Source organism: Geminicoccus sp., assembly GCF_035556675.1.
In the GTDB taxonomy this organism is placed as follows: domain Bacteria; phylum Pseudomonadota; class Alphaproteobacteria; order Geminicoccales; family Geminicoccaceae; genus Geminicoccus.
Window position 1 is genome coordinate 16,868 of sequence record NZ_DATMFZ010000067.1, and the last position, 26,556, is coordinate 43,423.

Sequence of the window (26,556 nt, forward strand, 5' to 3'; positions counted from 1 at the left end):
ATGGGCTCCCCCGAAACTCGTGATTACTTCAATGCGCCAAGCGACAAACCCTTGATCAGATAGCGCCGCAGGAACGGCATCATCAGGAAGACCGGAAGGATCGCCACCATGTTGGCGGCGGCCAGCAGGGCGATCTCGACCCCGCGATGGGTGTCGAGCGTGGACAACCCGACCGGCAGCGTGGCGGTGCGCTTGCCGGTCAGGATCAGGGCGAACAGGAACTCGTTCCAGGACATGATGAAGGCCAGCAGGGCGGCTGCCAGCAGGCCCGGGGCCGCCACCGGCACCGCCACCTTCCAGAAGGCCTGGAAGCGCGTGGCACCCTCGACCCGTGCCGCCTCCTCGAGCTGGCGGACCTCGCCCTCGAAGAAGGCGATCATCATCCAGGCCAGGAAGGGCAGGTTCATGCCGACATGGGCGATGACCACGGCGGTACGGCTGTTCAGGAGGCCGGCACCGAGGAACACCGCGAACAAAGGCAGCACCATCACGATCGGCGGCAGCATCTGGCTCGCCAGGATCGAGAGGCGCAGCGGTGCGCCGCCGCTGTTGTAGCGGGCGAACGCGAAGGCCAGCATGGTCGCGAGCGGCAGGGCGATCGCCGTCGAGAGCAGCGCCACGCTCAGACTGTTCCAGAACCAGGTCGCGAACGGGTAGGCCGTGAAGATCTCGACATAGTTGCCGAGATGCGGCGTGCTCCATTCCGGCGGGATCTGATAGGCGGTGCGCCGGTCGGTGAGGCTGACCCGCAAGAGCCAGAGCAGCGGCAGAACCACCGCCAGCGAGAACGGGATCAGGACCAGGTGCGGGGCCGCCCGCCTCAGCCAGCGCATGCGCTGCCCCCTTGGCCGCAGGCCACAACGCATCCGGTCGCCCGGCGGCCGTAATGGACGAGAAGCGCGCGCACGGATCCAGCCCCCGCTGGCTGCCGGGAACACCACATTCGATGACCGGCTTGCCAATACGTCATGGCATGGCGGCCGGCCTGCTGCCAAGCTGCTTTACCGGATACGCACCGTGCTGGCGGCGTGATGACGGACGTCCTGCCGCGCCGGCCGGTTCTGCCTGATGATCGGGCGCATTGTGCAAGTGCGACCGGACGATGCCGTCAGCGCATTCCATGATCTTGCGTCCGACCCTCCATGCTCCCGGCCACGCCAGGGAAGCTCGGGAAGAACGGGGCGGCGGGCTGGACGCACTGATCCCGGATGCCGCGGTCAGCCGGGCAGGTGTGGCGCCAGCAGCGCCAGGTCGGCGGGCGATAGGCGGTCCTTGGCGGTCTTGGCCTGGTGCCAGTAGGGGTAGGGCAGGGGAACCGCACTCACCTCGTCCAGGCGGCGGCGTTCCTCCGCGTCGAGCTCCAGATCGGCCGCCGCGAGGTTGGCCAGAAGCTGCGCCTCGTCGCGTGCGCCGATCACCAGCGAGGCGACGCCCGGCCGACCCAGCAGCCAGGCCAGCGCTAGCTGGGCCGGCGGCACGCCCCGCGCGTCGGCGAGCTCCACCAGCATGTCGACGATGTCGTAGAGCCGATCCTGGTCATGGACCGGGGGTTCGCCCCAGTTGGCCAGATGGCGCGTCCCTTCCGGCATCGCCTGGCCGCGCCGGTACTTGCCGGACAGGAGGCCGCCCGCCAGCGGGCTCCAGACCAGGATGCCCACGCCCTGATCCACCGCGATCGGCACCAGCTCGTACTCGGCCTCGCGCGCCTGCAGCGTGTAGTGGATCTGCTGGCTGACCGGCCGGACCAGATGACCGGTATCGGCAGCGGCCAGCATCTTCATGAGGTGCCAGCCGGAGAAGTTCGACACGCCGACATAGCGCACCTTGCCGGCACGGACGAGGTCGTCCAGGGCGCGCAGGGTCTCGTCTACCGGGGTCTGCCCGTCCCATTCGTGGAGCTGGTAGAGGTCGAGATAGTCGGTGCCGAGGCGCCTCAGGCTCGCCTCGCAGGCCTGGATCAGGTGCTGGCGCGAGGAGCCGGCGTCGTTGGGACCGTCGCCCATCGCGAAGCGCGCCTTGGTGGTCAGGAGCACCCGGTCGCGCCGGCCCTGCAGCGCCTGTCCCAGGATCTCCTCGGACTGGCCCCTGGAATAGACGTCGGCGGTATCGAAGAGATTTACCCCGGCATCGAGGCAGAGGTCGATCAGGCGGCGTGCACCCGCGGCGTCGGTCGTTCCCGTCTTGGCGAAGTTGCCGGCGCCGCCGAAGGTCATGGTGCCGAGGGTCAGGACGGAGACGCGAAGGCCGGACCGGCCGAGCTGGCGATACTGCATGAGGCGCGACTTCCCTGGATGGTCCGGCTGGCACCGGCAGACCGATCTAGCCCGATCATCCGGCTTCGTGCCACCACCGTCGTCGGGCGGCCCTGCCGTCAGCCGATCTGGCGGCAGGTGCGCGCCTGACCGTCCGTCATGAGCGGAAATCCTGGTCGCCTGAAGCCGTGGCCGCGCGGGCTGGACGGCGGCGCCGTCATGGCAGCAGGTCGGCCGGCTCGGGGAGGGCCAGCCGGTCGAAGCGGGCGCACAGCACGTCCAGTGTTTCCGCCATCGGCCGCTGGTCCCAGTCGAGGGCCGAGAAGATCTCGACCTCGACCATGCCCCGCCAGCCGGCCGCGGCCACCTCCCGGTGCATCCGGGCCAGATCGATGACTCCGTCGCCGATCATCGCCCGGTCCTGCAGCAGATCGCGGGTTGGCACCCGCCAGTCACAGATCTGCCAGCCCAGCAGTCGGTCGGCGCCCGCACGGGCGAGCCCGGCCGCGAAGTCCGGGTCCCACCACAGATGATAGGCGTCGATCATCACCCCCAGCTCCGGCCCGACCTGGTCGCAGATGTCCAGCGCCTGCGCCAGGGTCGAGACGCAGGAGCGGTCGGCCGCGTACATCGGGTGCAAAGGCTCCAGGGCCAACCGTACCCCGTGCGCCCGGGCATGGGGCAGAAGGGCGGCGAGCTGCTCGGTGACCTGCCGCCGTGCCGAGGCCAAGTCGTGCATCCCCTCGGGCAGCCCGCCCACCACCATGCACAGCACGGGGGCTCCCAGTGCCGCCGCCTCGTCGATCGCCCGGCGGTTGTCCTCCAGGATGGCGGTGCGCTGCTGCTCCGAGGCGAAGGTCAGGTACGAGCCCCGGCACAGGCAGGTGACGGTGAGGCCGGCATCCTCGAAGCGGCGACGGACCTCGGCCGGCGGGGTGTCCGCCAGCTCACGCCGCCAGGGTGCGATGCCCGAGATGCCGCGGCTGGCGGCCGCCTCCACGATCTCGGGCAGCGTGTGCCTGAAGCCCAGCGTGGCGGTGTTGAGCGCCAACCTGCAGCGCCGCGCGGGCGTGGTGGCCATGCCTGGTCGTGCCTCCATCAGGGGTCGTGCCGGCGCGTCCGGCCGGCCATCCTGACCGACAAGGTAACGGACTGGTTCGTTCGTACAAGACCGCCGCGCGGCGAGTTGCTAGGCTTGGGCAGGGCGGGATCATGCGAACCGCGGCCATGGAAGCGAGGAAGACGGCGCATGACGCGCACCAGCGAGGCCGAACCGGCCACGGTGAGCCGGAGCAAGGGCAAGAGCGAAGGGCGATCCGTGAAGGCGCTGCGCCTGCGCGATCCCAAGCTGACCAGTGCCCGGATCCTGGCCGCCGCCAAGAGCGAGTTCGCCCGAAAGGGGCTGGCGGGGGCGCGGGTCGACGCGATCGCGACCAGGGCCAAGATCAACAAGCGGATGATCTACCACTATTTCAAGAGCAAGGAGGAACTCTACCTCGCCGTGCTGGAGGAGGCCTATGGCGACCTGCGCCGGGCCGAGCGGCTGGTCGATCTGGCCGGACGTGAGCCCGAGGACGCATTCGTGGCCCTGATCGAGTTCACCTGGAACTACTACCGGCAGAATCCAGAGCTCCTGCGCCTGATTGTGACGGAGAACATCCACCAGGCGCGCTACCTCAAACGCAGCAAGAAGATCCGCGAAATGCACTCGCCCTTCGTGGCGTTGATCGGCGAATTGCTGGAGCGCGGCGTGCGCCAGGGCGTGTTCCGGGAGGGGATCGACCCAAACCAGCTCTACATCTCGATCGCGGCGCTGGGCTTCTACTATCTCAACAACCGCTGGACGCTCTCGGTGATCTACGGGATCGACCTGGGTGCCGAACCGGAGATGGAGAAGCGGCGCCAGGCGATGATCGACACGATCCTGAGCTACCTGCGCCGGCCTTGAGGCAAGGAGCCGCCGGTCAGCAGGTCGCCTTGCCGGTGGCGCGAGCCCGGGCCTCCCGGATCTCCTTGACCTTGGAGTCGACCGCCTCGTCGATCTGTGCGGCGGTCATGCTTTCATGCTCGGCCAGCAGCTTGTCGCGCGCCCGCGTATAGGCGGTGGTCCGGCCGGCATCCTTCAGCACCACCAGCTCGGCGACCCTGCCGAGGATCGGATCGACCACGCCCTCGCCGGCGCTGGAGCGCTGCGCCATGCTGAGCGCCGTGTCGGTCTGGCAGGCCGTCGCAAAGTTGAGCGGCTCGTTGAGGGCAGCCAGGCTGCAGCCGGCCAAAGCCAGCATCAGACCAGCGCAGGCCAGGGCACGGGCACGCGGACGACGACGGGCGGGCAACCCGGATCTCCTCGAGGTCAAAGCACCGGGACGCCGCCAGGATGCTTCGCCTTTTCCTCCGGCTCCACATGAATATCGATGACGATATCCTTCAGGCCGTCGCGCAGCGCCGCCTCGATCCGGTCACACAAGGCATGTGATTCGGATACCGTCATGGAGCCGGGCACCACCAGATGGAACTGGAGGAAGATCATCCGCCCGGCATGGCGGGTGCGCAGGTCGTGCGCCTCCAGCGCGCCCTCCGCATGCTGCGAGATCACCTCGCGCACATGGGCGAGCGTCTGTGGCGATACGGTCTCGTCCATCAGCCCGCCGATCGATTCCCGCATCAGCCGCCAGCCGGCCCACAGGATGTTCAGGGCGACCAGGGCCGCCAGCACCGAGTCCAGCCGCGCCCAGCCGGTGAGCGGCACCAGTGCCACACCCAGGATCACGCCGGCCGAGCTGATCACGTCGGTCCAAAGATGCCGCGCGTCGGCGACCAGGGCCGGCGAGCGCCAGCGGCGCCCGTAGCGGAACAGGATCGAGCACCAGACCGCGTTGACCACGGTGGCGAGGCCGTTGACCAGCAGGCCCCGCCAGGGTGCGTCCAGCGGGGCGGGTGCGAGCCAGCCGGCATAGGCCTCGCGCAGAATCGACAGGGCAGCGAGGATGACGAGCACGCCTTCCAGCACGGCGGAGAGATACTCGGCCTTGTAATGGCCATAAGGATGGTTGGCGTCGGGCGGCACTGCCGCCAGGCGCACCGCGAAGAACGCGGCGATCGCCGTGGCGACGTTGATGATGCTCTCCAGCGCGTCGGAATAGAGCGCGACGCTCCCGGTGATGACGTAGGCGTAATACTTCAGCCCGAGAACGATCACGCCAATGGCGATGCTCCCGAGCGCAAGCCTGAGCGGCCGATCCATTGACGAAATGTCCGAGGTGGCTTGTTGCGGCGGCGCGGTTGGGATGCGCAGCCACAGGTGTAGGCCGCCAATAGCCAGAGCCGCCTAAAGCGACAACCGCAACCTTGTTAGCCTTGCCTCAACTCACCTCGTGATCGGGTCACTTCACGATCGGGATCTTCGCACGGTCGATCGTGATCCAGACCGCCAGGATCAGGACGATGCCGAGCACGATCTGCTGGACGAACACGTCCACCCCCAGGAAGGTCATGCCGACCCGCACGACCGAGACGATCAGCGCGCCGATCAGGGTGCGCCAGACGCTGCCTACCCCGCCGGTGAGCGCGGTGCCGCCCACCACCACCGCGGCCACGGCAGGAAGCAGGAATTCGTTGGCGAGCGTCGGGGAGCCTGCAACCAGCCGGCCGCCCAGCACCATGCCGGCAAAGGCGGCGAGCGTGGCCGAGGCGACGCATGCCAGGAGCTTGACCAGCGCCACCGGCACGCCCGACGCGACCGCCGCCGGCTCGCCGGCACCCACCGCCAGGCTCCAGCGGCCGAACAGGGTGTAGCGCTCCGCAAACAGGCAGATGGCCAGCACGATCAGGCCCAGCCAGATCTCGGCGGGAATGCCCAGCATGCGGCCGGTGATCCACCAGAGATAGGCATGCCGCAGTTCCTCGCTGATCGGGATCGAGCGCGTGCCCGAGAAAGCCAGGGCCAGTGCGGTGGCGATGCCGCCCACGGCCAGCGAGCTGATGAAGGAGGGCACGCGCAGCCGGGTGAACGCCATTCCGTTGGCCAGGCCCAGCAGGGCGCCGGCGGCCAGGGCCGCCGGAAAGGCGCCATAGCCCAGGCTCGGCAGGAGCAGGGCCATGACCACGCTGCTCATGCTGGCAACCGCCTGCACCGAGAGGTCGATGCCGCCCAGGAGGATCACGAAGGTGATGCCGGCGGCCATGATGAACAGGGTCGAGGTGTCGGCGGCCAGGACCAGCAGGGTCTCGGGTGACAGGAAGCCCCGGCTGCCGATGCCGACCACCAGCACCAGCAGGATCAGGGTGAGGATGGGGGCCACGTCGCGCAGGCGGGCGGCGGCAGCGGGATTCATCGGCCGGTCACTCCCTTCAGACCATGTGCCGGATCAGGTCGAGCTGGTCGGGCTTGCCGCCCGGCATGGCCTCAAACCGTTCGGTCACCCGCTTGTCCTTCATCACGATGATCCGGTGCGACAGGCCGATGGTCTCCTCCAGCGTGTCCGAGGTCAGGATCACGGCCACGCCTTCCGCGGTGATGGAGCGCACCAGTTCGTAGACCTCCTCCTTGGCGCCGACGTCCAGCCCGCGGGTCGGGTGGTCCAGCACGATGATCCTGGCCCCGGCATTGATCCACTTGGCCAGCACCACCTTCTGCTGGTTGCCGCCCGACAGATTCATCACCAGGGTGCGGATGGTCGGCGTCTTGATCGCCAGGCGCTTGACCCAGGTTTCGGCGACCGAACGCTCCTTGGCATGGTCGATCAGCCCACCCTTGGTGACCGCGCGCAGATTGCCGAGCGTGATGTTGGCCACTACCGGCAAAAAGCCCACGATCCCCTCGACCCGCCGCTCGCGCGGCACGTAGCCGATGCCGAGCGCCACGGCTTCGCCGGGAGTGGCCAGCCGGGCTGGCCGGCCGAACACGGTGAGCGTGCCGCCGGTCGCCGGGGCCAGTCCACCCAGCGTGCGGGCCAGTTCCTCGCGACCGGAACCGATCACGCCGGCAATGCCCAGCACCTCGCCCGCGTGCAGCTCGAAATCGACGTCCTCGTAGGCGCCGGCGAGCGTCAGGCCGCTCGCCGCCATCACCACCTCGGGCCGGTAGGGCTTCTGCCGGCTCTCCTTGTAGTACTCGGCATTGCGGGAGCGGCCGACCATCAGGGAATGGAGCTTCTCGGTGTCGGCGTCGGCGGATGGCATCTCGGCCACCACCGCCCCGTCCTTCATCACGTAGACCCGGTCCGACAGGTCCAGGATCTCGTCGAGCCGGTGGCTGACGAACACGAAGGAGGCGCGGTCGCGCAGGGCCCGCACCCGGGCGAACAGGATGTCGATCTCGGCCTGCTCCAGCACCGATGTCGGCTCGTCCAGCATGATCACCAGATGGCCTTCGATCTCCTCCTCGAGGGTCAGCACCTTGGCGAGTTCGACCATCTGCCGCTGGGCGAAGCTCAGCTTCTCGGTGACGACCGTGGGGTCGATGTCGAGCTGGACCTTCTCGAGCTGGCGGCGCGCCGCCGCGGCCATGGCCTTGTGGTCGATCAGCCGGCCTTTGAGGAACGGCTTCTCCTTGCCCAGCCAGATGTTCTCCGCGACCGTCAGGTTGGTCAGCAGCGACTGCTCCTGATGGACCATGCCGATGCCGGTGGCAGCCGCGTCGATCGGGCTGCGCAGCACGACCTTCTTGCCGTCGTGGCGAATCTCGCCACCGTCCGGCTGGTACACGCCGGACAGGATCTTCATGAGCGTCGACTTGCCGGCACCGTTCTCGCCGATCAACCCGACCACTTCGCCCGGACGGACCTCCAGGCTGACATCCTTGAGGGCGTGGACGCCCGGGAAGCGCTTGTCGACGCCCACCAGCTCCAGCGCCACCGTCCGGCCGTTCGTGCTCATTTGATGATCCTCGCCCGGCTGCGGTCGACCGCGAGTGCCACCGCGGCGATGATCAGCACGCCCTGCACGCCGGTCTGGACATAGGGGGGCACGCCCATCAGCACCATGCCGTTGGCCAGGCCCACCACGATCAGCACGCCCACCAGCGTGTTCTGCACGCCGCCCTGGCCGCCCATCAGCGAGGTCCCGCCGACCACGACCGCGGTGATGGTGGTGAACAGCCGGCCCTGGCCCATGAGCGCATGGCCCTGGCCGAGCTGCGCGGCCGATAGGATGCCGCCCAGGCCGTAGAAGACGCCGGCCAGGGTGAAGGCCAGGATCCGCACGCGGCCGACCGGCACGGAGGTCAGGCGCAGGATGTCCTCGCCGCCGCCCACCGCGAAGATCCAGCGACCCAGCCGGGTGCGGGTCTGGATCACATAGGCCACCAGCGCCGCCGCGAGCGCGATCCATACCCCCATCGGGATGCCCAGCACCCGGCCGAGCGCCAGCTCGCGGAAGGTGGTGTCGGTGATCCGCACCCGCTCGCCGGCCAGCATCACGGTCGCGATGCCGATCGCGATGAAGCTCATGCCGAGCGTCACCATGAAGGAGGGGATCTGCAGCTTCACATGGACGATGCCGTTCACGAAGCCGAACGCCGCTCCCATCAGCAGCACGAGCGGAACGGCGAGAAAGCCCAGATCGTTCGCATTGGCGCCATTGGCCACCAGCAGCGCCGTCACCACGGCACCCATGGCCACCACGCCCTCGACCGACAGGTCGATCGAGCCCATCAGGATGATGAAGGTGGCACCCAGCGCCAGGCAGAGCGGGATCGCCGAGGCGTTCATGATCCGCACGAGATTGTCGATCGACAAAAAGGCGGGCGCGATCGCCCCGATCACGGCGAAGACCACCACCAGCACGATCACCGGGGTGAACGCGCGCAGTCTTTCGATCCGCGAGGCGGGCGGCAGTCGAATAGCGGAGGCGGCCATCTAGGGTTCGCTACCTGATCTGTGGCGGAACAGGAGGGCCTTCGCCGGCGGGACTACCGCCGGCGAAGGATGGACTCAGCCGGCGCGGATCTGGCCGGACACCCGGCCCCACAGATCGTTCCAGTCGATCGTCGGGGTCTTGTCGATGTAGTTCGCGATGTACTCGTCGACGTTCTTGTAGGTGATCGGCACGCCGGTCCCGTAGAACTCGCGGTGCAGATGCGGCTCCTTGGCGATGTCGATCTTCTTGGTGTGGGCGTGGTACGCGATCGAGAGGCCCATGCCGCCGACCCAGATCGGATCCCAATCGACCGTGCCGACCATCTCGCCGGACTTCACCGCGTCGACCGCCTGCCGGATGCCGTCGATGCCGGTGACCGGAATCTCGCCGGCCAGGCCCTCGGCGCGCAGTGCCTCGATCGCACCCAGCGCCATGCCGTCATTGGCGGCCCAGATGCCCTTGATGTCCGAGCCGAACCTGGTCAGCCAGGCCTGGGTGATCTCGAAGGACTTGGTCTCGAGCCAGTCGGCCACCTGGAAGTCCAGGAGCTGGACATTGGGATTGGCGGCCAGCGCCTCGTCCAGGCCCTGCTTGCGCTCGATGGCGGGTGTGTTGTTGAAGATGCCGCCCAGCGCCACGATGCCACCCGAGCCGCCCATCTTCTCGATCAGCGTCTCCGCCATCTGCTTGCCGTAAGGCGCGCCGTCGAAGCTGATATGGGCGACGTAGCTCGGGTCGAAGTCCCAGGGATGCAGGTCGGCGGGTTTGTTCCAGATCGTCACCACGGACGCCCCGGCCTTGGCGCAGGCCTCGACGATCACGCGAGTGTCCGGCGTGTCGTTCGGGTCGATGCACAGTGCCAGGTTGCCGCCGGACTTGGCGAGCAGTGCTCGGACGTCGGCGATGCCCTTCTCGCTGTTGCCCTCGGTGACCAGCACCTCGTAGGGCGCGCCCACCGACTGGGCGAACATCTCGCCGCCCTTGGCGAACGAGGCATGGTAGGGGTTGGTGAGCGAGCGCAGCGAGTTGGCGAGCTGCGGCTGGTCCTGGCCGAAGGCCCGCCTGCCGGCGAGACCGGTCATGCCGGCGGCACCCAGGCCCGCCAGCGAGGTGAGGAGCAGCCGGCGCCGCTCCAGCTTGGCCCGTTCGAAAATGCTCCCGAGCGATTCCATTGGTCTCGCCTCCCTGATTCGTTCTGTCATGACCGCAAGCGGTGAAGCTACATAACCGGTTGGTTACTTGTGGCGCAAGCGGGAAGGCGCCGCCATCACCCGCTGGCCACCGCGCTGCCCGCCGCGGATCTGCCCGCGGGCGCCGCTTGGCGAAAAGATCTCGGGCCCACAGTAATTATGCCGCCATAAGCCAGTGCGGGGCCGCACAAATGGAGAAAAATTCGAAAATATGTAAGCATTTTTGTTTTGTAATTCGTAGGTATTGACAAAGATTTACGAGTAAAACTCTTATCTTAGAGAGAAGTTTGTAAATATGTGCTTGACTGATATCTCTGTCACCCTCTGGTGGCTGCGGTTTCGGCTGGCATTGCTCTCGCACACACGGATGGAGCAGTGAACCAGCAGACGGCGGACCGCCCTGTCCAGGTGCAGTAGTGCCGCGACAATCTGCAGGTTATTGGCCAGCGGATGCAGGAAGAGGGCTATTGGGCGGGGAGGGCGGCAGGACCCAGGAACTGGGCCAATACTGGTCGCAGGCGCCGGGCGAGCAAGCCATGCCGGTGGGCCGCAGGCCGTGCCGGCCGGCCAGGCCCTGGAACCGGCACATGACGCCGGTGTTGCTCGCAGCAAGGGCAGCCACCGGGGAAGAGGCACGATGACGGCATGCAGGCGGAGCATGGTGGTGCTGTTCGTGCTGCCGGCGGCACCGGCCGGGCCGCCCGGTGATCCGTAACTCCTTGTGGCCGTTCCCCGAGCAGGCGCGGCGCTGGCGGGCGGTGGGCTGCATGGCCATGGCCCTCCTGCTGCTGGGCATAGCACCGGCCCTGGCCGCCGACCCCGACAATCTCCCGGCCCTGCGGGAGCAGGCACTGGTCGCGGCGAACGCGGACCGGGAGGAACATGGCCTGGAGCCGCTGGAACTGGCGGAATCCCTGAACAGGGCTGCCCAGGCACATGCGCGGGACATGCTGGCACGCGATTATTTTGCGCACGACTCGCCTGATGGGCGCACCGTCCAGGACCGCTACCGGGAACATGGCGGCCCGGCGGGACGGGTGGTCGCCGAGAACCTTGGCCAATGCATCGGCTGCCCGGCCGAGATCGATGCGGTCCGCATCGAGGCGCTGCAGGAAGGGTGGATGAACAGCCCGGGGCATCGGGAGAACCTCCTTACGCCCGAACTCGATCAGTTCGGCTACGGCATTGCCGTGGCGGGTGACCGGCTGGTGGCCGTGCAGACCTTCTCCGGGCCCGGCCGTTCGCCGGGGCAGGCAGAGGGCCAGCCGGCCCGGCCGGTATCGCAGGACGAAGCCGGGGAACTGGTGCTCGAGCTGGTGAACGCTGCCCGGGCTGAGCGCGGACTGCCCGCCTTGGCCGCAAGCGGCGTGCTGGACGACGTGGGCAAAGCGATCCTGCCCGAGCCCGAGGCCGGATCCGCCATGCCGGCGGATGACCTGGGCACGGCGCTGCCGGCGGAGGAACGGGAGCGCTGGGTGGCCCTGTTCGCCATTTCGGCCGGCTGCGGCGGCTGCGGGGCAGGCCTCGATGCCGCGGATGCCGACTGGTTCAGCCGCCAGTGGCTGGAGAGTGCGCAAACCGGCCAGGCACTGCTGAGCCCGGACATGACCCATCTGGGCCTTGCAGCGAAGGCCGATGGCAGCGGTGGCAAGACGGCGGTGGCGGTGCTTGGCCGCATGCGCACGAACCGATGAGCTGCAGCGCCGATATTAACCTCAGGGTTGTGACATGTAGGATGTATTCGCGCGACGGGACAGGTGGCAGGATCTCGGGCAGATATCCGGTCCAGAGGACCTTCTGCCGATAGGTTCGGTCATGGCTCAGACGCTCGGCGCGGTGCATCCTGGGGCTTCCACCCCGTTCACCTTCATCCTCGACCAAGTCGATCCGGCCGAGCGGGTGCGCAGCGCACTTCTGGGCGGGACCAGGCTCGGCACGGAGGCGGCCGGCAACGGGCTGGTGATCAGCTACAGCTTCGCCGGACCCGGCTCCACCTGGTCGTCGGAGTATGATGGCAGCGTCGATGCCGCCAACGTGGTGACGATGCGCAGCGCGCAGCGCGCCGCGATCCGCGCCGCACTCGACCAGGTGGAGCAGATCGCCGACGTCCGGTTCGTGCCGGTCGCGGACGGTGCTGCGAGCGTGGGCGTCCTGCGCTTCGCCCAGTCGGCCAGTGCCGGCGGGGCCTACAGCTTCCTGCCCCATGAGAGCCCAGCCGCGGGCGACATCTGGCTGCCCTGGTGGTTCGGCACGCCCAGCGAGGACCTCCTGCCGGGCGGCAGCGATTACATGACTGTCTTGCACGAAATCGGCCACGCGCTGGGCCTGAAGCACCCCCATGAGGGCAGCAGGAACATGGCGCTCGGCGAGGACTGGCTGGGCGGCACGCTGATGAGCTACCGCATCTTTCCGGGCGATGCTCCGGCGAGCGGGAGCTGGCCGTTCGTGTTTCCGGACGGGCTGTCGGCCTATGACGTCGATGCGCTGCGCTTCCTCTACGGTGTCCGCGCCCATGCCACCGGCAACGACGTGTACCGGTTCGAGCAGGATCCATCGATGCTGACCACGCTGGTGGACGATGGCGGCACCGATCTGCTCGACCTGAGCAATCAAGTGCGCAACGTGCAGGTCGACCTGCGCCAGGGTGCCTGGAGCCTGGTCGGGTGGGAATATTCCTGGTGGGGTCCGGACGGCGACTACGCGGAACTGCCACGCTCGCTGCGCACGGCGTTCGGCACGGTCATCGAGAACGCCAATGGCGGCAGCGGCAACGACCGCATCACCGGCAACGGGGCTGACAACACCCTGGCCGGGTTCGACGGCGCGGACGTGCTGCTCGGCAATGGGGGTGACGACCGGCTGCTGGGCTTGGGCGGCAGCGACCAGCTGTTCGGCGAAGCCGGCGCCGACCTGCTCAACGGCGGCAGCCTCGCCGACGTGCTGGATGGCGGCGTCGGCAATGACCAGCTGTTCGGCGGGGACGGCCGGGACCGGCTGGGCGGCGGTGCGGGCGACGATGTCGCCCATGGTGGTGCTGCCAACGACATCCTGGCGGGCGGCGCCGGCAATGACCGGCTGGGCGGCGGTGCCGACGACGACCTGCTGAATGGCGGCGCCGGCGACGACGTGCTGACCGGCGGGACCGGGCGCGACCGATTCGTCCTGGAGCCGGACGCCGGCGGCAGCGACCGGATCACCGACTTCCAGGCCGGCATCGACCAGATCCTCCTGCGCGGCGGCTACAGTGTCGGCCAGTTCCTAGCGGCGGCGACCACCAGCGCCGGCAACACCTCGTTCGCCCTGGCCAACGGTCATGACGTGCTACTGGTGGGGGCGACGGGTGTGCGGGCGGACTGGTTCACCACGTGAGCGCAGGGTCCGGGCTGGTCAGGCGACCAGTGCCCGGCCGCTCGTGCTGACGAAGTCGAGCTGGACGACGATGTCGTTATAGTCGAAGTCGCCGCCCCGCATGTCCTCCCAGCCCCAGGTGTTCAGGCCATAGTTCCACAGATGCGCCACCTGCTGGCCGTCCTCCGGCTCGTTCGCCTGGGCAAAACCCCAGAAATCGCCCTGCTTGTTGCTCAGGCGCATGGCGATCAGGTCGCCGTCGTCCACGTCCAGGATGCTGGTCTCGAGATATTCGCCAAAGCCTGGGCCGCTGATCCAGCGCTCGCCGGAGCCGGTCTCGTAGCCGCGGGAGAGGCTCGCCTCGGCGTAGCCGGCATCGCCCGGCGCCAGGCCGTCGATTGTGCCGAGCAGGTCGTCGACCTCGTAGAACAGCAGGGAGGATTCCAGCTTGCCGTTCTGGCGGACGCGCACGATCGCCTCCTGGCCGTCGGCATCGCCCGCCGTCTCCGCCACCGCGACCGAGCGGGCGACCCGCAGCGCGCTGTCCAGATCGGCCGTGGTGTAGTCGACGAAGCCATAGTGGTTCGAGAGCGACTCGCGGAACATGGCTGCGTCCTCGCCCCCGATGCCGACCTGGAGCTCGTCGCCCTGCCTGGCATCGAACTGGAGTGCCGGCCCCTGGCTCGCCTCGTCGAACAGCCGGACGAGATCGGCGGAGAAGTCGCCCTGCATCGCCTGCTGGGCGAACTGGCTGCTCCAGGCATGCGGCGAGCCGGGCGCGCCATTCCAGCGGTAGCCGTCTCCGCCGCCCTGAAGCTCCAGATCCGCCCCTGTGGCCAGCGAAGGCTGCAGTAGGAGGGACTGGTCCACGGCACTGCGGCCATTGTCCAGGTCCATCACCCCCGGCAGTGCCGGGCCGGACTGGCTGTGCGCGATAGTGGTGAGTGCGCGGGTCAGGAGCAGCCCGTTGGGCGAGCCCAGGCCGCTCACCAGGTCGTAGCCGGGCCCTGCCTCATAGCCGAACCCGGTCGGCACCAGCGCATCGGTCGAGAAGTCGTCGGCCGGCGGACCGTCGACATGGCTGGAGGTGTTGTTGCCGAGCTGGATGTCGTTGAAGGCGCCCGGCGCCACCGTGGCGGCGACGTAGAGCAGGTCGTTCATGTAGCCCAGGCGCGGCAGGCCCTGGTCCTCGAACACGGCATTGATCTGGGCGCCGAGCGCTGCCCAGAATGGTGCGGACGCGCTGGTGCCGCCGCCCAGATTGTCGAAGCTCTGCAGATCGTCGGCAGGGGTGAAGTAGAAGAGGTTGCCGCCGGCGGGTGCCGCCACGTCCGGCACGCCGCGGCCGGTCTCGGCGAGCGGGTCCGATGCGGTCGGCGTCAGCCCGAACGCTTCCTGGTACCAGGGCGTGGGCTGGTTCGGGTCGACGCCGCCGGCCGTGGCCGCGTTGGAATCATAGCCCGGCAGCAATACGTCGCCCGAGCGGAAATACTCGTTCCATACGGTCTCGACGAGCTTGGCCGTGTCTGGGGCAACCCCCGGCAGTTCCTGCAGGCCGCCAGCCACCAGGAGCTGCAGCAGATCCAGATCGCCGTCCTCGGCGCGAGCCATCAAGTCCTGCAGCGTGTCGTCGGCTTCGGCCGCTGCGTTCGTGCTGAACGAGGTCCCGCCGACCGCCACGGCATAGGGGCTGGAGCTGATCGATTCGACATTGGTCAGTCCGTTCGCGATCAGGCCGCCGGAACCACCGTCGCCGAGTGCTATGAACACTGACTGACCGCGCAGCGCCGCATCGACGAACAGTTCCTGGTAGGCCGCTGCGAACGGCGAGTCGGGCGAGGGCATCGAGAAGTCGCTGAACGAGGACGACAGCACGCCCGGGTCGTGCTGCTCGTCCCAGATGGCGCTCTGGTAGGCGGTGAACACGGTACCGTTCGGGCCGCTGCCGGCATAGAGCCCGATTTCGCTGTTCGGCGCCGCACCCGCGACCACCCCGACATCCAGCGAGCGCTCGGTCGCGAAGTCCGGGTCCCAGGCCTGCTGGGCCGCGTTGACCACGTAGTACCGCCCGGCCCCGTCCAGCCCGATTTCCTGGCGGTAATTGTCCAGCCCCTCCTGGAAGCTGATCACCGAATCCTCGGGCATGGCCGAGCCGATTCCAGGCTCGATCAGGCCGATCCGACCAGTCTCGACGTCCTCGTCCGTGATGGGGAAGTGGAACAGCTCGGCGATCTCGGCAGGCGAGCGGCTCTGGATGGCGCCCGTGCCGTTGCCGATGCTCTGCGCGCCATCGGGCAGCTCGACCTCGCCGGTCACCAGGCCGTTGGCGCCATCCGGGGCACCGAAGTCGAACCAGACGCCCTCGACTGCGCCGGCCAGATCGTCCGGCAGGGAAAGATGGCCGTTCCAGAACAGGAAGGAGCTGGCCGGGTCGTCGGCATCCGCCACCATCAGTGGGGTCCCGAACAGCTCGTTGAACTGCTTTGCATCGAGCTCGACCCAGACCGTCCGCGATTCGGCCGACGCCACATAGCCGTCCTGGACGTCGAGCAGCCGGTAGCCGGCTGCCGAAAGCTCCGCCGCCACCCCGGCATGGCTCGCGGGATCGGCCCCGAAGCTGGACCAGAGCGAGCCGTCCGCCTTCATTTCGGCGAGCGTCGCTTGCCGGGTTGCCCAGTCGGCGGCGAGCAGTGGTGAGGGATCCTCGGTCCGTTCCAGCGTCAGCGCCACCCGTACGGTGGTGTCGGCTGCCGCCTGCTCGATCGCGGAAGCATCGAGATCGAAGACCTCGGCGACAGTGGTCTTGTCGGTGGCACGATAGGAGGTCAGGTCGAGATAGGTGGAGTTCTCGATGGTCGCCAATGCCACGTCCTCGGATCTTCAACAGGGAAGCAATTGTAATTCGTGCGGCCGCAATCAAGCTTCGTCTGGTTGTCCGATCAAGGCACGGCCGTCTCCGTCACCAAACCTTAACGATTTCGAGGGATGTCTTCCTCGACCCCGGTTGAAAGGCCCGACAGCTGCGGCACGGGCCTCCGAAGAGCGGCGCTGCGATAGCCCGGATCGCCCTGCGCTGCCACCTTGACAGATTGGCCGGCTACGTCGCTGAACTCGCGCAGCCTGCCCCGGAGGAACCATGTCGATCTCCCGCCGCAACCTCGTGGCCGCGTCGGCCCTCATCCCCGCCCTGAACCTAGTCCGCCCGGCCCTGGCCCAGGAGCGGCTGAAGGTCGCGGGCATCCATACCGTGCCGGTCGAGAACGCCTGGAATTCCCGGCTGCACGAGGCGCTGGTGAACGCGAACGAGGCCGGTACGATCGAGTACGTGTTCAGCGAATCGGTCGCCAACACCGACTATGTCCGGGCGATGCGCCAGTATGCCGAGCAGGGTGCGAAGCTGGTCGTGGGCGAGATCTACGGGGTCGAGCGCGAGGCGCGCCAAGCGGCCAGGGACTATCCGGAGACCAGCTTCCTGATGGGTTCGTCCCTGAAGGCGCAGGAGCCCAATCTCGGCGTGTTCGGCACCTGGAACCACGAGGCGGCCTATCTGTGCGGCATGCTCGCGGCGGCCGTGTCGAAGACAAATACGTATGGTGCGGTGGGCGGCTACCCGATCCCGGAGATCAACCGGCTGATCAACGCGTTCCGTGCCGGGGTGGCGCGGGTCCGGCCGGATGCGAAGTTCCTGGTCCAGTTCATCGGCACCTTCTTCGACCCGCCCAAGGCCAAGGAAGCGGGCATGGCCCAGATCGATGCCGGTGCGGATGTCCTGTTCGGCGAGCGGATCGGCACGGCCGATGCCGCCAAGGAGCGGGGCGTGCTGGCGGTGGGCTCGCTGCTCGACTACTCGCCGCGCTATCCGGGCACGGTGTTCGCCAACGCCCTTTGGATCTTCGACCCGATCCTGGGTGCCGCGGTCGCCGACGTGAAGGCCGGCACGCCTGCCGGCAAGGACTACAGCCAGTTCAGCTTCATGCGCTTTGGCGGCAACGACGTCTCGTTCGACCCGCAGATGGTGCCGGCCGACGCGGTGGCGGCGATGGAGCAGGTGCGCGCCGAGATCAAGTCCGGCGCGTTCGAGGTCGAGATCGACGATTCGCAGCCGACGTGAGCCCGGTCCTCGAACTGACGGGGATCACCAAGCGGTTCGGCACGCTCCTCGCCAATGACGGGATCGACCTGACGCTCGGCCAGGGCGAGGTGCTGGCGCTGCTCGGCGAGAACGGGGCTGGCAAGACCACGCTCATGAGCATCCTGTTTGGCCACTACGTGGCCGATGCCGGGACGGTCAGGGCGTTCGGCCAGGTCCTGCCCCCGGGTGATCCCAAGGCCGCGATCGCCGCCGGGATCGGCATGGTCCACCAGCACTTCACGCTGGCCAGCAACCTGAGCGTGCTGGACAATGTCACGATCGGTACCGAGAAGCTGACCGCCTGGCGCAGCCGGCGTGGTGCTGCCAGGCGCCGCCTGGTCGAGCTGGCGGAGCGGTTCGGGCTGCCGGTCGATCCGGACCGGCGGATCGGCGAGCTGTCGGTCGGCGAGCGCCAGCGCGTCGAGATCCTGAAGTCGCTCTACCGCGACGCTCGCATCCTGATCCTGGACGAGCCCACCGCGGTGCTGACCCCGCAGGAATCGGAGCGGCTGTTCTCTACCCTGCGCGGCATGGCCAGCCAGGGGCTGAGCCTGATCTTCATCAGCCACAAGCTGCACGAGGTCGTGGCCCATGCCGACCGGGTGGCCGTCCTGCGCGGTGGCAAGCTGGTGGCGGAGCGGCCGGCCGCCGGCGCCTCGCGCGCCGAACTGGCCGAGCTGATGGTGGGCCGGCGGGTCGTCCATGCTTCCAGGGTGCCGCTCGAGCCCGGCCAGAGCCTGCTGCGGCTGGACAAGGTGCGGGTCGAGGCCGGCGGACGCCGCCTGCTGGACGACATTGCGCTGGATCTGCGCGAGCGCGAGGTGCTGGGCATCGTGGGCGTGGCCGGCAACGGCCAGGACGCGCTGTCCCGGCTGTTCGCCGGCACCGCGCCGCAGCCGGCCGGACGGATCGAGCTCCTGGGCCGGCCGGTGGCACGCTTGGACCATGCGGGCCTCACCGCCGCCGGGCTCGCCCACATCCCCGAGGACCGCCACCACGAAGGCGTGGTCGGCGACCTGAGTCTCTACGAGAACGCGGTGCTGGAGCGGATCCGCGACCGGCGCTTCTCGCGGCTGGGCCTGCTGCGCCGCCAGGCCGCCCTCGACCACGCCGCGGGCCTGATCCGGACGTTCGACATTCGCGGTGCCGAGCCCACGACCCGCACCCGGCTCCTGTCCGGCGGCAACATGCAGAAGCTGATCCTCGGGCGGAACCTCGTGGAGCAGCCCAGGCTGATCGTCGCCAGCCAGCCGACCCGGGGGCTGGACGAGGGGGCGGTGGCCGAGATCCACCGGCGCCTGCTGGAAGCGCGCGGCAACGGGGCAGGGGTGTTGCTCATCTCCGAGGACCTGGACGAGATCTTCCGCCTGGCCGACCGGGTCCAGGTGATCTTCAAGGGCCGCCTGTCGGCCCCGCTGCCGATCGAGGCGGCGAGCGAGGCACGGCTCGGCCTGATGATGGCAGGGGAGGATGGCGATGCGCCTCGAGCGGCGTGAGCGGACGCCGCGCCTGTTGCTGGTGGCGGCACCGCTGGCGGCTATCGCGACCGCGCTCGTCCTGTGCAGCCTGCTGATCGGCCTGGCAGGCGCGCCGGTGCTCGCCGCCTATGCCACCCTGTTCCAGGAGGCGCTGGGCAGCCGGCTCGGCATCACCGAGACGCTGACCCGCGCCACGCCGCTGATCCTGACCGGCCTGGCCGCCGCGGTGGCGTTCCGGGCACGGTTCTGGAACATCGGCCTGGAGGGCCAGTTCTATCTCGGCGCCATCGCGGTGGCGGCCCTCGGCTCGGGCGAGTGGGGCCTGCCGCCCGCCCTGCTGGTGCCGCTCCTCCTCCTGGCCGGTGCGCTGGCAGGTGCCCTGTTCCTCCTGGGTCCGGCCCTGCTCAAGCTGCGCCTGGGCGTGGACGAGGTAGTGACCACCCTGCTCCTGAACTTCGTGGCGATCCTGCTGGTCTCGCTCCTGATCGAAGGGCCGATGAAGGATCCGCTGGCGTTCGGCTGGCCGCAATCGGTGCCGGTGACCGAAGCCGGCCTCCTGCCGCAGCTCCTGGCGCGCACCCGCCTCCATCTGGGCTTCGCCCTGGCCCTGCTGGCGGCACTGGCGATCGCCTTCCTGAATGCCCGCACCGTGTTCGGCCTCTCGGCCCGGGCGGTGGGCCTGGGGACGCCGGCAGCACGCCATGCCGGGATCCCGGTCGGGCGGGTGCTGCTGCTGACGGCCATGCTGTCCGGCGCGCTGGCCGGACTCGCGGGCGCGGTCGAGGTCACCGGGCTCAAGGGCTATGTCACCACCGACCTGTCGCCCGGCTTCGGCACGGCCGGGGTGATCGTCGCGATGCTGGCGAGCCTGAACCCGCTGGGCGTGGTCCCGGCCGCGATCTTCGTGGCTGCGGTGTTCGTGGGCGCGGACGCCATGGCCCGAGCCCACGGTGTGCCGTCCTTCATCGCCGACGTGATCGTGGCGACGGCACTGCTCACCATGCTGGTGGCCCTGTTCCTCACCGAGTACCGGGTGCGTCGATGACCGAGTTCTGGGACATCGTCCTGGCCGCCTCGTTCTGGGCCGCGGCACTGCGCCTGGCGACGCCACTGATCTTCGGCACGCTGGGCGCCCTGATCGGCGAGCGCTCGGGCGTGCTCAACCTCGGCATTGAGGGGATCATGACGGCCGGTGCGATGACCGGCTGGCTCGCCGTGCATCTGGGCGCCCCGCTCTGGCTGGGCATCGCGGCCGCCGCCGTCGCCGGCGGTGCGATCGGGCTGCTCCATGCGGGACTCACGGTGCGGCTCGGCCTGTCCCAGCACGTGACCGGGCTCGGCATCACCCTGTTCGCCACCAGCCTGTCCTCCTACCTCTACCGGCTCTACGTCCCGGCCTCTGGCTCGCCGCCGAAGATCACCCCGTTCGCACCGGTGCACCTGCCGGTGCTGAGCGACCTGCCCTGGCTGGGGCCGGCCTTCTTCCAGCACACCGCGCTCACCTGGCTGGCGCTGCTGGCGGTGATCCTGGTGGCCTGGATCCTGTGGCGCACGCCGCTGGGCCTGGCGGTGCGCATGGCGGGCGAGAGCCCGGAGGCCTGCGAGGCGCAGGGGGTGAGCGTGTTCGGCCTGCGCACGGGCGCCGTGGTCGCCGGCAGCGCGCTCATGGCGATCGGTGGAGCCTTCCTGACCACGGCGGCGTTCGACAGCTTCTACTTCTCCATGATCCAGGGACGCGGCTGGGTGTGCATCGCGCTCGTGGTGTTCGCGTCCTGGCAGCCGGGCAAGGCGCTGCTCGGCGCGCTGCTCTACGGCATGTTCGACGCCTTCCAGCTGCGGCTTCAACCGCTGGTTCTGGGCGTGCCTTACCAGCTCTTCCTCATGATGCCCTATCTGCTTTCAATCGGTGCGTTGGTGCTGGTTTCGCGCCGGGCGCGGGTACCGCAGGCGCTCATGCAGCCTTACCGGCCGGGCGAGCGGTAGCGGCGTACTTCATCCAGCCGTCTTTCATCTGAGCTTCACCGGAAGATGCTAGATTGCCCGTCCTGAGGGTGACGGCATTTTCCTGGTGGATATTGGATGAGGCTGATGATGAGGTGGCCAAGCGCGTCCGTTCTGCTTGCTGCAGCTCTGCTGGCGAGACCGGCCGGGGCCGAGATAACGGATCTCGCCGAGGTGGGGCCGTGGCAGGCGTACTACGTGAGCGATGGGGATGGCCGCAGCCTGTGCGGCATCTCCCAGTTCAGCAACGGGATGGGCCTCCTCATCAAGGTGGACAGTGACCGCGACGCCTTCATCCATCTCACCAAGGAAGGCTGGGCGGTGCCGGAGGGGGCCAGGATCAATGTCGGCTTCGTGGTGGACGGCCGACCGGTGCTGGAACTGCCGTTCGTGCCGACCGACCAGCCCACCATGATCGAAGGCAACCTCGTGCCGGAGCAGGCGGCCGGCCTGATCGATCGCTTCTCGCTGGGCGGCCACATGCAGGTGCGCTTCCTGACCGGCAACGAGGGCTTCTGGGACGTGCCGCTCAAGGGTACCTACCAGATCACCCAGCACTTCCTGCGTTGCCTGTCCGAGCGCCTGGTGTCCCGCCAGCCGTTCGACGTCGCCGTTCCAGGCGCCAGCCAGCCCTTCTGAGGACGGGAGGCAAGAAAAGAGGGCCGTGCTTTCGCACGGCCCCTGAGTGGGAGGAAACGCCTCAAGTCGGGTGTCATCGGGTAGAAACCCTGCGACGACACAAGATATAACCGGAAGCCGATGATCGCGCAATAGTAGAATTACGATTAAGGCCATCAATTTCGAATTTCATCATCTGCTCGCCCAGTGGTTGTGGTGCCGGGCCTGCGGCAAGAGGGGGCGGGCGTCTCGCCAGCGCGGATCCATACCGCTAGCGTCCGCTTACGGAGGCAGACAACGAGCGGGCAGAAAGACCATGCGCAAGGCGCTCACCGGCGCGGCCGGGGTGTTTCCACCCCATGGACGCTACCATCACGGCATGGCGGTCAGCGGGACCGACCGCCTGCTGTTCCTGTCCGGCCAGGTCGGCATCTGCCCGGACGGCTCGGTGCCGAGCGGGATCACCCGGCAGACCGAGCAGCTGTTCGCCAATATCGAGTGCCTGCTGAAAGAGGGCGGCATGGACCGCAGCCATCTGGTCCGGCTCACCGCGTACCTGCTCGATCCGGGCGACCGGGCGGCATACATGGCGGTGCGCGATGCCTGGGTCGCCGAGCCGGCCCCGGCCTCCACCCTCCTGTTCGTCCAGGCCCTGGCACGGCCCGACTTCATGGTCGAGGTCGAGGCGATCGCGGCGGCGTAAGCGTCGGGGCATGGGGACGTCGCGGCCGGCATGGTGCTCCATCGAGCTGGCCTGTTGCCGGGTTCGTTGTGCAGCACCGGGCAGTGTGCGCTCGGGTTCGTTTCGCAGTACGGCGACCACATCTGGCGCGGCTGCGATGCCGAGGCCCGAGCCTGGGAGGTGCAGGTCGTCGGCCGGCATGCCATGGAACCGGCCGCGGGACGGCGGGTTGGTCGCGCAGACGCCGGCAGGAGCATATGGACATGGCCACCTCGACCCGTCCCCTGGCAATCGTCACTGGAGCGTCCACCGGCATCGGCCGCGAGCTGGCCCGGTGCTGTGCGGAGGGTGGGTTCGACCTGCTGATCGCCGCCGACGAGCCGGCGATCGATGCGGCGGCCGCCGAGCTGCGCAAGCTGGACGTGCAGGTGCAGGCCGTGCAGGCGGATCTCGCCACGATCGACGGCGTGGACCGGCTTTGCAACGCCATTGCCGGCCGGCCAGTGGCGGCACTTCTGGCCAATGCCGGGCGGGGACTGGCCGGAGGCTTCCTGGACCAGGAGTTCAGCCAGGTCCGGCATGTGATCGACACGAACGTGACCGGCACGCTCTATCTGATCCAGAAGGTCGGCCGGGACATGCGGGCCAGGGGCGAGGGGCGGATCCTGATCACCGGGTCGATCGCCGGCTTCATGCCGGGCGCCTACCAAGCCATCTACAATGGCTCCAAGGCCTTCCTGGATTCCTTCTCCTTCGCCCTGCGCACCGAGCTGAAGGACAGCGGGGTGACGGTTACCTGCCTGATGCCGGGCCCGACCGACACCGATTTCTTCGAGCGCGCCGGCCTGCTCGACACCAAGCTCGGCCAAGCCCCGAAGGACGATCCGGCCACCGTCGCGAAGATCGGCTTCGACGCGATGATGCAGGGCGAGGGCGACGTGGTCAGCGGCTGGAAGAACAAGCTGCAGACGGCCATCGCCAACGTCACGCCTTCCGGCGTGCTGGCGGAGATGCACCGCAAGATGGCCGAGCCGGGCTCAGGCAGGACGTAGCGGCCCGTCGGTCAGCCGGGTGGTTCGTCTGGAAGCTCCGCCAGTGCCCGGACGGTCCATTCCTGCTCGCGCCGGCGCAACAGGTGCGCGCCCAGCAGGAGGAAGGCCAGGGCTGCCACCAGCACCACTACGGCAGCAGGGCCAGCCACGCGGTGGATCTCCTCGCCGAACTGGTAGGCGCCAAGGCCGAACAGGGTGGCCCAGCATGAGGCACCGAGCGCGTTGGCGAGCAGGAAGCGCGGCCAGGCCATCCGGTTGGCGCCGGCCAGTACGGCCGCGAACGCACGCAGGAAGGCGACGAATCGGCCGAAGAACACGATCTTGCCGCCATGGCGGGAGAACAGGTACTGGCCGAGCTTCAGCCGTTCCGGGGTCAGCCCGATATGCCGGCCGTAGCGGCGGAGCAGGGGCAATCCGATGCGGCGGCCGATCAGGTAGCCCAGATTGTCGCCGGCGATCGCCCCCGCGGCGGCCGCGCCGATCACGCTGGCGATGCCCAACTCTCCGGCCGATCCCGCATACACGGCAGCGCCGATCAGCGCCGCCTCGCCCGGCAAGGGCACGCCCATGCTCTCCAGCGCCACGAGCGCGAACAGCATCCACAGGCCATGGGCCTGGATCAGCTGGGGCAGCCAGGGGCCGGACAGTGTCTCGAACATGCCCGCCCGCCGTTCAGGTCCTGCGGACCAGCCACAGGGAGGTTTCGGGCACGCCGTCCCGCAACTCCAGGGCCGCCAGCGGGCCCGCTGCGACGCGCTGGCACTGGCGGGTGGCCAGCCAGTGGCTCGACCAGAGCAGGTGCCAGCCGCCGCCATGGAGCAGGGCAGCGATCAGGCTCTGCTCGGCATAACCCCGCCAAGCCCAGTGCTCGGGATAGGGGTCGGGCAGGAAGATGTCGTGGACGTGCAGCAGCACGCCGGCCGGCAGCCGGGGTAGCAGGTCGTTGACGATCCGGTCGACATCGCCACCGGGAACCAGGAGGTGGCTGGAATCGACGAACAGCAGGTCGCCTGGTCCCAGCAGGGCGGCGATCTCCGCGACCTCGATCTCCTCGAAGCGGCAGGGATGATGAACCAGTGGCAGGGCGCGGATGTCGGCGCGGGGCTCGGGGTCGATGCAGTGCAGCTCGCCGGCATGGCCGCCATCGGCCATGGCCTGCGCTATAAAGCGGGTGGAGTGGCCGCTGCCGATCTCGACGATCCGGCCGGGCCGGTGGTCGCGGACTGCGGCATAGGTGCGGGCCGCGTCCAGGCGTGGGAACCATTCCTGGTCGAAGCGGGGCCGGGGCGGGGGGCCGTTCAGTTCATGAAGTCGCGGGGCATGGCGCTCGGCACGGGCCAGTTCCGCCAGCATCACGGGCTCGGCGGCCTGGAAGATCGGCAGGAGTGCCGGATAGGCGCAGGGGCGGACCGAATCGGCGTGCCGGTAGGGGATGAAGAAACCCGGGCGCTCCGGAGAGGGCAGCGCGCTCACAGCTCGATGACCAGGCCTTCGCTGGCCACCACCGAGCCCGGCATGGCGGCCTCGAGCTGGACGGCGATCCCATCCAGGAAGGCATCGCAATGATCGGGCTCATGATGAAAGGTCACCAGGCGCCTGGCACCCGCGGCCCGGCACAGGCGCACGCCCTCCTGCCAGGTCGAGTGGCCCCAGCCCCGATAGTTGACATATTCCTCGTCGGTGAAGGTCGCGTCGTAGATGACGAGGTCGGCACCGTCGATCAGGCGCAACACGTCCTCGTCCAGCCGGCCCTCCGTGTGCTCCAGGTCAGTGACGTAGCAGGCGGCTCTGCCGCCATACTCGACCCGGTAGCCGGTGGCGCCACCCGGGTGCGGCAGGAAGTGGGTGCGCATCCGCACGCCCGGCACCGGCTCCAGCGTGTCGCCGGCGTTGAAGTCCTCGAAGCCGATCTGGGCGTGCATGATGTCGAAGGGAACCGGGAAGAACGGGCGCTGCATCAGGCTGCCGACCACCTCGTGCAGCCGGCGGCCCTGCCGGAGCAGATGGCCGTTCCAGAGCTTCAGCCGGTTGCCGCTGTGATAGGCCGGCTTGAAGAAGGCGAAGCCGTTGATGTGGTCGACATGGGTATGGCTCAGGAACACATGGGCGGAGCAGCCCCGGCATTCGGCCATGACCTGGCGGCCGAGTGCCCGGATGCCAGTGCCGGCGTCGAAGATCAGTTGCTGGTCGCCGCAGCGCATCTCCACGCAGGGCGTGTTGCCGCCATAGCGCAGCGTCGAGGGGCCAGGGACGGGAACAGTGCCGCGCACACCCCAAAAGCGTACCGAGAATGACGACGGCTGCCCCATGTTCCTCGCCGTTGACGACCGGGTATGTCCGGGCTGCGCCATCGCGCTGCTCAGCCTTCCGGCTCGAGCATGATGTGGTCCACGTCCGCGCTTGTCACGCGATATAGATAATAGCGGCCCGGCTCTACGCCCTCCGGTAGGGGCAGGGGCAGGAGCCGCCGTGCCGGCAGGTGCTGATCGCCGACAATGATGCAGTCCTGCGGCAGGAAGCCCGCCAGGTGCCGGGCGACTTCCCGGGCCAGGCAGGCATTGCGCACCGGATCGCCCGTGCCGATGTCGGCATGGACCAGGACCAGGTCATGGGGCAGCAGCGCCGCGGCCCGAGGCAGCACCGTCTCGAACGTGCCGATCACCAGGTCCTGCGGGCACGGCATGCAGGCGGGGTGGGGCCTGGGATCGCGCTCGACCACGACGATCCGCCGCTCCGGCAGCCGGGCACGCAGATGGTCGTAGCTGCGCCCGTTGCCGAGCCCCAGCTCCAGTACGCTGCCGGGCCGGCCGGCCACCAGCTCGACCGCGGCGTCCAGACAGGCGCGTTGCGCGATCAGGCGCCGGATGAAGCTGTCCAGCCGGGTCAGGGAGAGCACTCCGTAACGGTCCTCGTCCCTGCCCAAGAGCCTGATCCGGCCGGTCCTG

General features: G+C 68.6%; 24 protein-coding genes. 10 read left to right on the plus strand and 14 right to left on the minus strand.

Annotated features, from left to right (window positions below; translation table 11 throughout):
• Window positions 1-23 precede the first annotated feature (23 nt).
• The 3 genes from VNS22_RS05090 to VNS22_RS05100 all read right to left on the minus strand — a co-directional run bounded on the left by VNS22_RS05090 (window position 24) and on the right by VNS22_RS05100 (window position 3,333).
• Window positions 24-833: a carbohydrate ABC transporter permease gene (locus tag VNS22_RS05090; protein ID WP_325730257.1), complete on the minus strand. Its 810-nt coding sequence runs from the start codon at window positions 831-833 to the stop codon at window positions 24-26.
• 384 nt (window positions 834-1,217) lie between these two features.
• Window positions 1,218-2,273 carry an aldo/keto reductase gene (locus tag VNS22_RS05095; RefSeq protein ID WP_325730259.1) on the minus strand — a complete coding sequence of 352 codons (1,056 nt, stop codon included), beginning with the start codon at window positions 2,271-2,273 and terminating at the stop codon, window positions 1,218-1,220.
• Between the two features lie 196 nt (window positions 2,274-2,469).
• Window positions 2,470-3,333 carry a sugar phosphate isomerase/epimerase family protein gene (locus VNS22_RS05100; RefSeq protein WP_325730260.1) on the minus strand — a complete coding sequence of 288 codons (864 nt, stop codon included), beginning with the start codon at window positions 3,331-3,333 and terminating at the stop codon, window positions 2,470-2,472.
• Window positions 3,334-3,501: 168 nt separating this feature from the next.
• Here VNS22_RS05100 and VNS22_RS05105 point away from each other — a divergent pair, with 168 nt between their 5' ends.
• On the plus strand, window positions 3,502-4,200 hold the full coding sequence (locus VNS22_RS05105; protein WP_325730262.1) for a TetR/AcrR family transcriptional regulator: 699 nt from the start codon (window positions 3,502-3,504) through the stop codon (window positions 4,198-4,200).
• Between the two features lie 16 nt (window positions 4,201-4,216).
• Here the strand turns inward: VNS22_RS05105 and VNS22_RS05110 are convergent, their stop codons facing one another.
• From VNS22_RS05110 to VNS22_RS05135, 6 genes are all read right to left on the minus strand, one after another.
• Entirely contained in the window at window positions 4,217-4,588 is a 372-nt protein-coding gene (locus VNS22_RS05110; RefSeq protein WP_325730263.1) for a hypothetical protein, read from the minus strand.
• A 17-nt stretch (window positions 4,589-4,605) separates the two neighbouring features.
• On the minus strand, window positions 4,606-5,496 hold the full coding sequence (locus tag VNS22_RS05115) for a cation diffusion facilitator family transporter (RefSeq protein WP_325730265.1): 891 nt from the start codon (window positions 5,494-5,496) through the stop codon (window positions 4,606-4,608).
• 139 nt (window positions 5,497-5,635) lie between these two features.
• Window positions 5,636-6,586 (minus strand): ABC transporter permease, encoded by a 951-nt coding sequence (locus tag VNS22_RS05120; protein WP_325730267.1) that lies wholly within the window; start codon window positions 6,584-6,586, stop codon window positions 5,636-5,638.
• A gap of 16 nt (window positions 6,587-6,602) precedes the next feature.
• A complete protein-coding gene (locus VNS22_RS05125; RefSeq protein WP_325730269.1) occupies window positions 6,603-8,129 on the minus strand; it encodes a sugar ABC transporter ATP-binding protein in 1,527 nt (508 codons plus the stop codon).
• Entirely contained in the window at window positions 8,126-9,109 is a 984-nt protein-coding gene (locus VNS22_RS05130; protein ID WP_325730271.1) for an ABC transporter permease, read from the minus strand. The genes VNS22_RS05125 and VNS22_RS05130 overlap by 4 nt, the downstream gene beginning before the upstream one ends.
• Before the next feature lie 75 nt (window positions 9,110-9,184).
• Window positions 9,185-10,282 (minus strand): sugar ABC transporter substrate-binding protein, encoded by a 1,098-nt coding sequence (locus tag VNS22_RS05135; RefSeq protein ID WP_325730273.1) that lies wholly within the window; start codon window positions 10,280-10,282, stop codon window positions 9,185-9,187.
• A gap of 722 nt (window positions 10,283-11,004) precedes the next feature.
• Here VNS22_RS05135 and VNS22_RS05140 point away from each other — a divergent pair.
• Window positions 11,005-11,994 (plus strand): CAP domain-containing protein, encoded by a 990-nt coding sequence (locus tag VNS22_RS05140; RefSeq protein ID WP_325730275.1) that lies wholly within the window; start codon window positions 11,005-11,007, stop codon window positions 11,992-11,994.
• A gap of 121 nt (window positions 11,995-12,115) precedes the next feature.
• Window positions 12,116-13,669, plus strand: coding sequence for a M10 family metallopeptidase (locus VNS22_RS05145; protein ID WP_325730277.1), 1,554 nt, complete (start codon window positions 12,116-12,118; stop codon window positions 13,667-13,669).
• An 18-nt stretch (window positions 13,670-13,687) separates the two neighbouring features.
• Here the strand turns inward: VNS22_RS05145 and VNS22_RS05150 are convergent, their stop codons facing one another.
• Complete coding sequence (locus tag VNS22_RS05150; protein ID WP_325730279.1) at window positions 13,688-16,510, minus strand: S53 family peptidase; 2,823 nt, start codon at window positions 16,508-16,510, stop codon at window positions 13,688-13,690.
• 274 nt (window positions 16,511-16,784) lie between these two features.
• On the opposite strand from VNS22_RS05150, the gene VNS22_RS05155 reads away from it, so the two are divergent.
• The 7 genes from VNS22_RS05155 to VNS22_RS05185 all read left to right on the plus strand — a co-directional run bounded on the left by VNS22_RS05155 (window position 16,785) and on the right by VNS22_RS05185 (window position 23,611).
• Window positions 16,785-17,759, plus strand: coding sequence for a BMP family protein (locus tag VNS22_RS05155; RefSeq protein ID WP_325730281.1), 975 nt, complete (start codon window positions 16,785-16,787; stop codon window positions 17,757-17,759).
• Entirely contained in the window at window positions 17,756-19,276 is a 1,521-nt protein-coding gene (locus VNS22_RS05160; RefSeq protein WP_325730283.1) for an ABC transporter ATP-binding protein, read from the plus strand. The genes VNS22_RS05155 and VNS22_RS05160 overlap by 4 nt, the downstream gene beginning before the upstream one ends.
• Window positions 19,257-20,303 (plus strand): ABC transporter permease, encoded by a 1,047-nt coding sequence (locus VNS22_RS05165; protein WP_349261710.1) that lies wholly within the window; start codon window positions 19,257-19,259, stop codon window positions 20,301-20,303. The genes VNS22_RS05160 and VNS22_RS05165 overlap by 20 nt, the downstream gene beginning before the upstream one ends.
• Window positions 20,300-21,241 carry an ABC transporter permease gene (locus VNS22_RS05170; RefSeq protein ID WP_325730287.1) on the plus strand — a complete coding sequence of 314 codons (942 nt, stop codon included), beginning with the start codon at window positions 20,300-20,302 and terminating at the stop codon, window positions 21,239-21,241. The genes VNS22_RS05165 and VNS22_RS05170 overlap by 4 nt, the downstream gene beginning before the upstream one ends.
• A gap of 216 nt (window positions 21,242-21,457) precedes the next feature.
• Complete coding sequence (locus VNS22_RS05175) at window positions 21,458-21,898, plus strand: hypothetical protein (RefSeq protein ID WP_325730289.1); 441 nt, start codon at window positions 21,458-21,460, stop codon at window positions 21,896-21,898.
• Window positions 21,899-22,193: 295 nt separating this feature from the next.
• Complete coding sequence (locus tag VNS22_RS05180; protein ID WP_325730293.1) at window positions 22,194-22,580, plus strand: RidA family protein; 387 nt, start codon at window positions 22,194-22,196, stop codon at window positions 22,578-22,580.
• A 242-nt stretch (window positions 22,581-22,822) separates the two neighbouring features.
• On the plus strand, window positions 22,823-23,611 hold the full coding sequence (locus VNS22_RS05185; RefSeq protein WP_325730295.1) for an SDR family NAD(P)-dependent oxidoreductase: 789 nt from the start codon (window positions 22,823-22,825) through the stop codon (window positions 23,609-23,611).
• Window positions 23,612-23,622: 11 nt separating this feature from the next.
• Here the strand turns inward: VNS22_RS05185 and VNS22_RS05190 are convergent, their stop codons facing one another.
• From VNS22_RS05190 to VNS22_RS05205, 4 genes are read right to left on the minus strand one after another with little or no spacing between them, the layout of a single operon-like run.
• Window positions 23,623-24,270, minus strand: coding sequence for a DedA family protein (locus VNS22_RS05190; protein WP_325730297.1), 648 nt, complete (start codon window positions 24,268-24,270; stop codon window positions 23,623-23,625).
• A 13-nt stretch (window positions 24,271-24,283) separates the two neighbouring features.
• A complete protein-coding gene (locus VNS22_RS05195; RefSeq protein ID WP_325730299.1) occupies window positions 24,284-25,084 on the minus strand; it encodes a class I SAM-dependent methyltransferase in 801 nt (266 codons plus the stop codon).
• Window positions 25,081-25,920 (minus strand): MBL fold metallo-hydrolase, encoded by an 840-nt coding sequence (locus tag VNS22_RS05200; RefSeq protein WP_325730301.1) that lies wholly within the window; start codon window positions 25,918-25,920, stop codon window positions 25,081-25,083. Before VNS22_RS05200 ends, VNS22_RS05195 begins: the two co-directional genes overlap by 4 nt.
• A 50-nt stretch (window positions 25,921-25,970) precedes the next feature.
• On the minus strand, window positions 25,971-26,534 hold the full coding sequence (locus tag VNS22_RS05205) for a class I SAM-dependent methyltransferase (protein ID WP_325730303.1): 564 nt from the start codon (window positions 26,532-26,534) through the stop codon (window positions 25,971-25,973).
• Window positions 26,535-26,556: the final 22 nt, after the last annotated feature.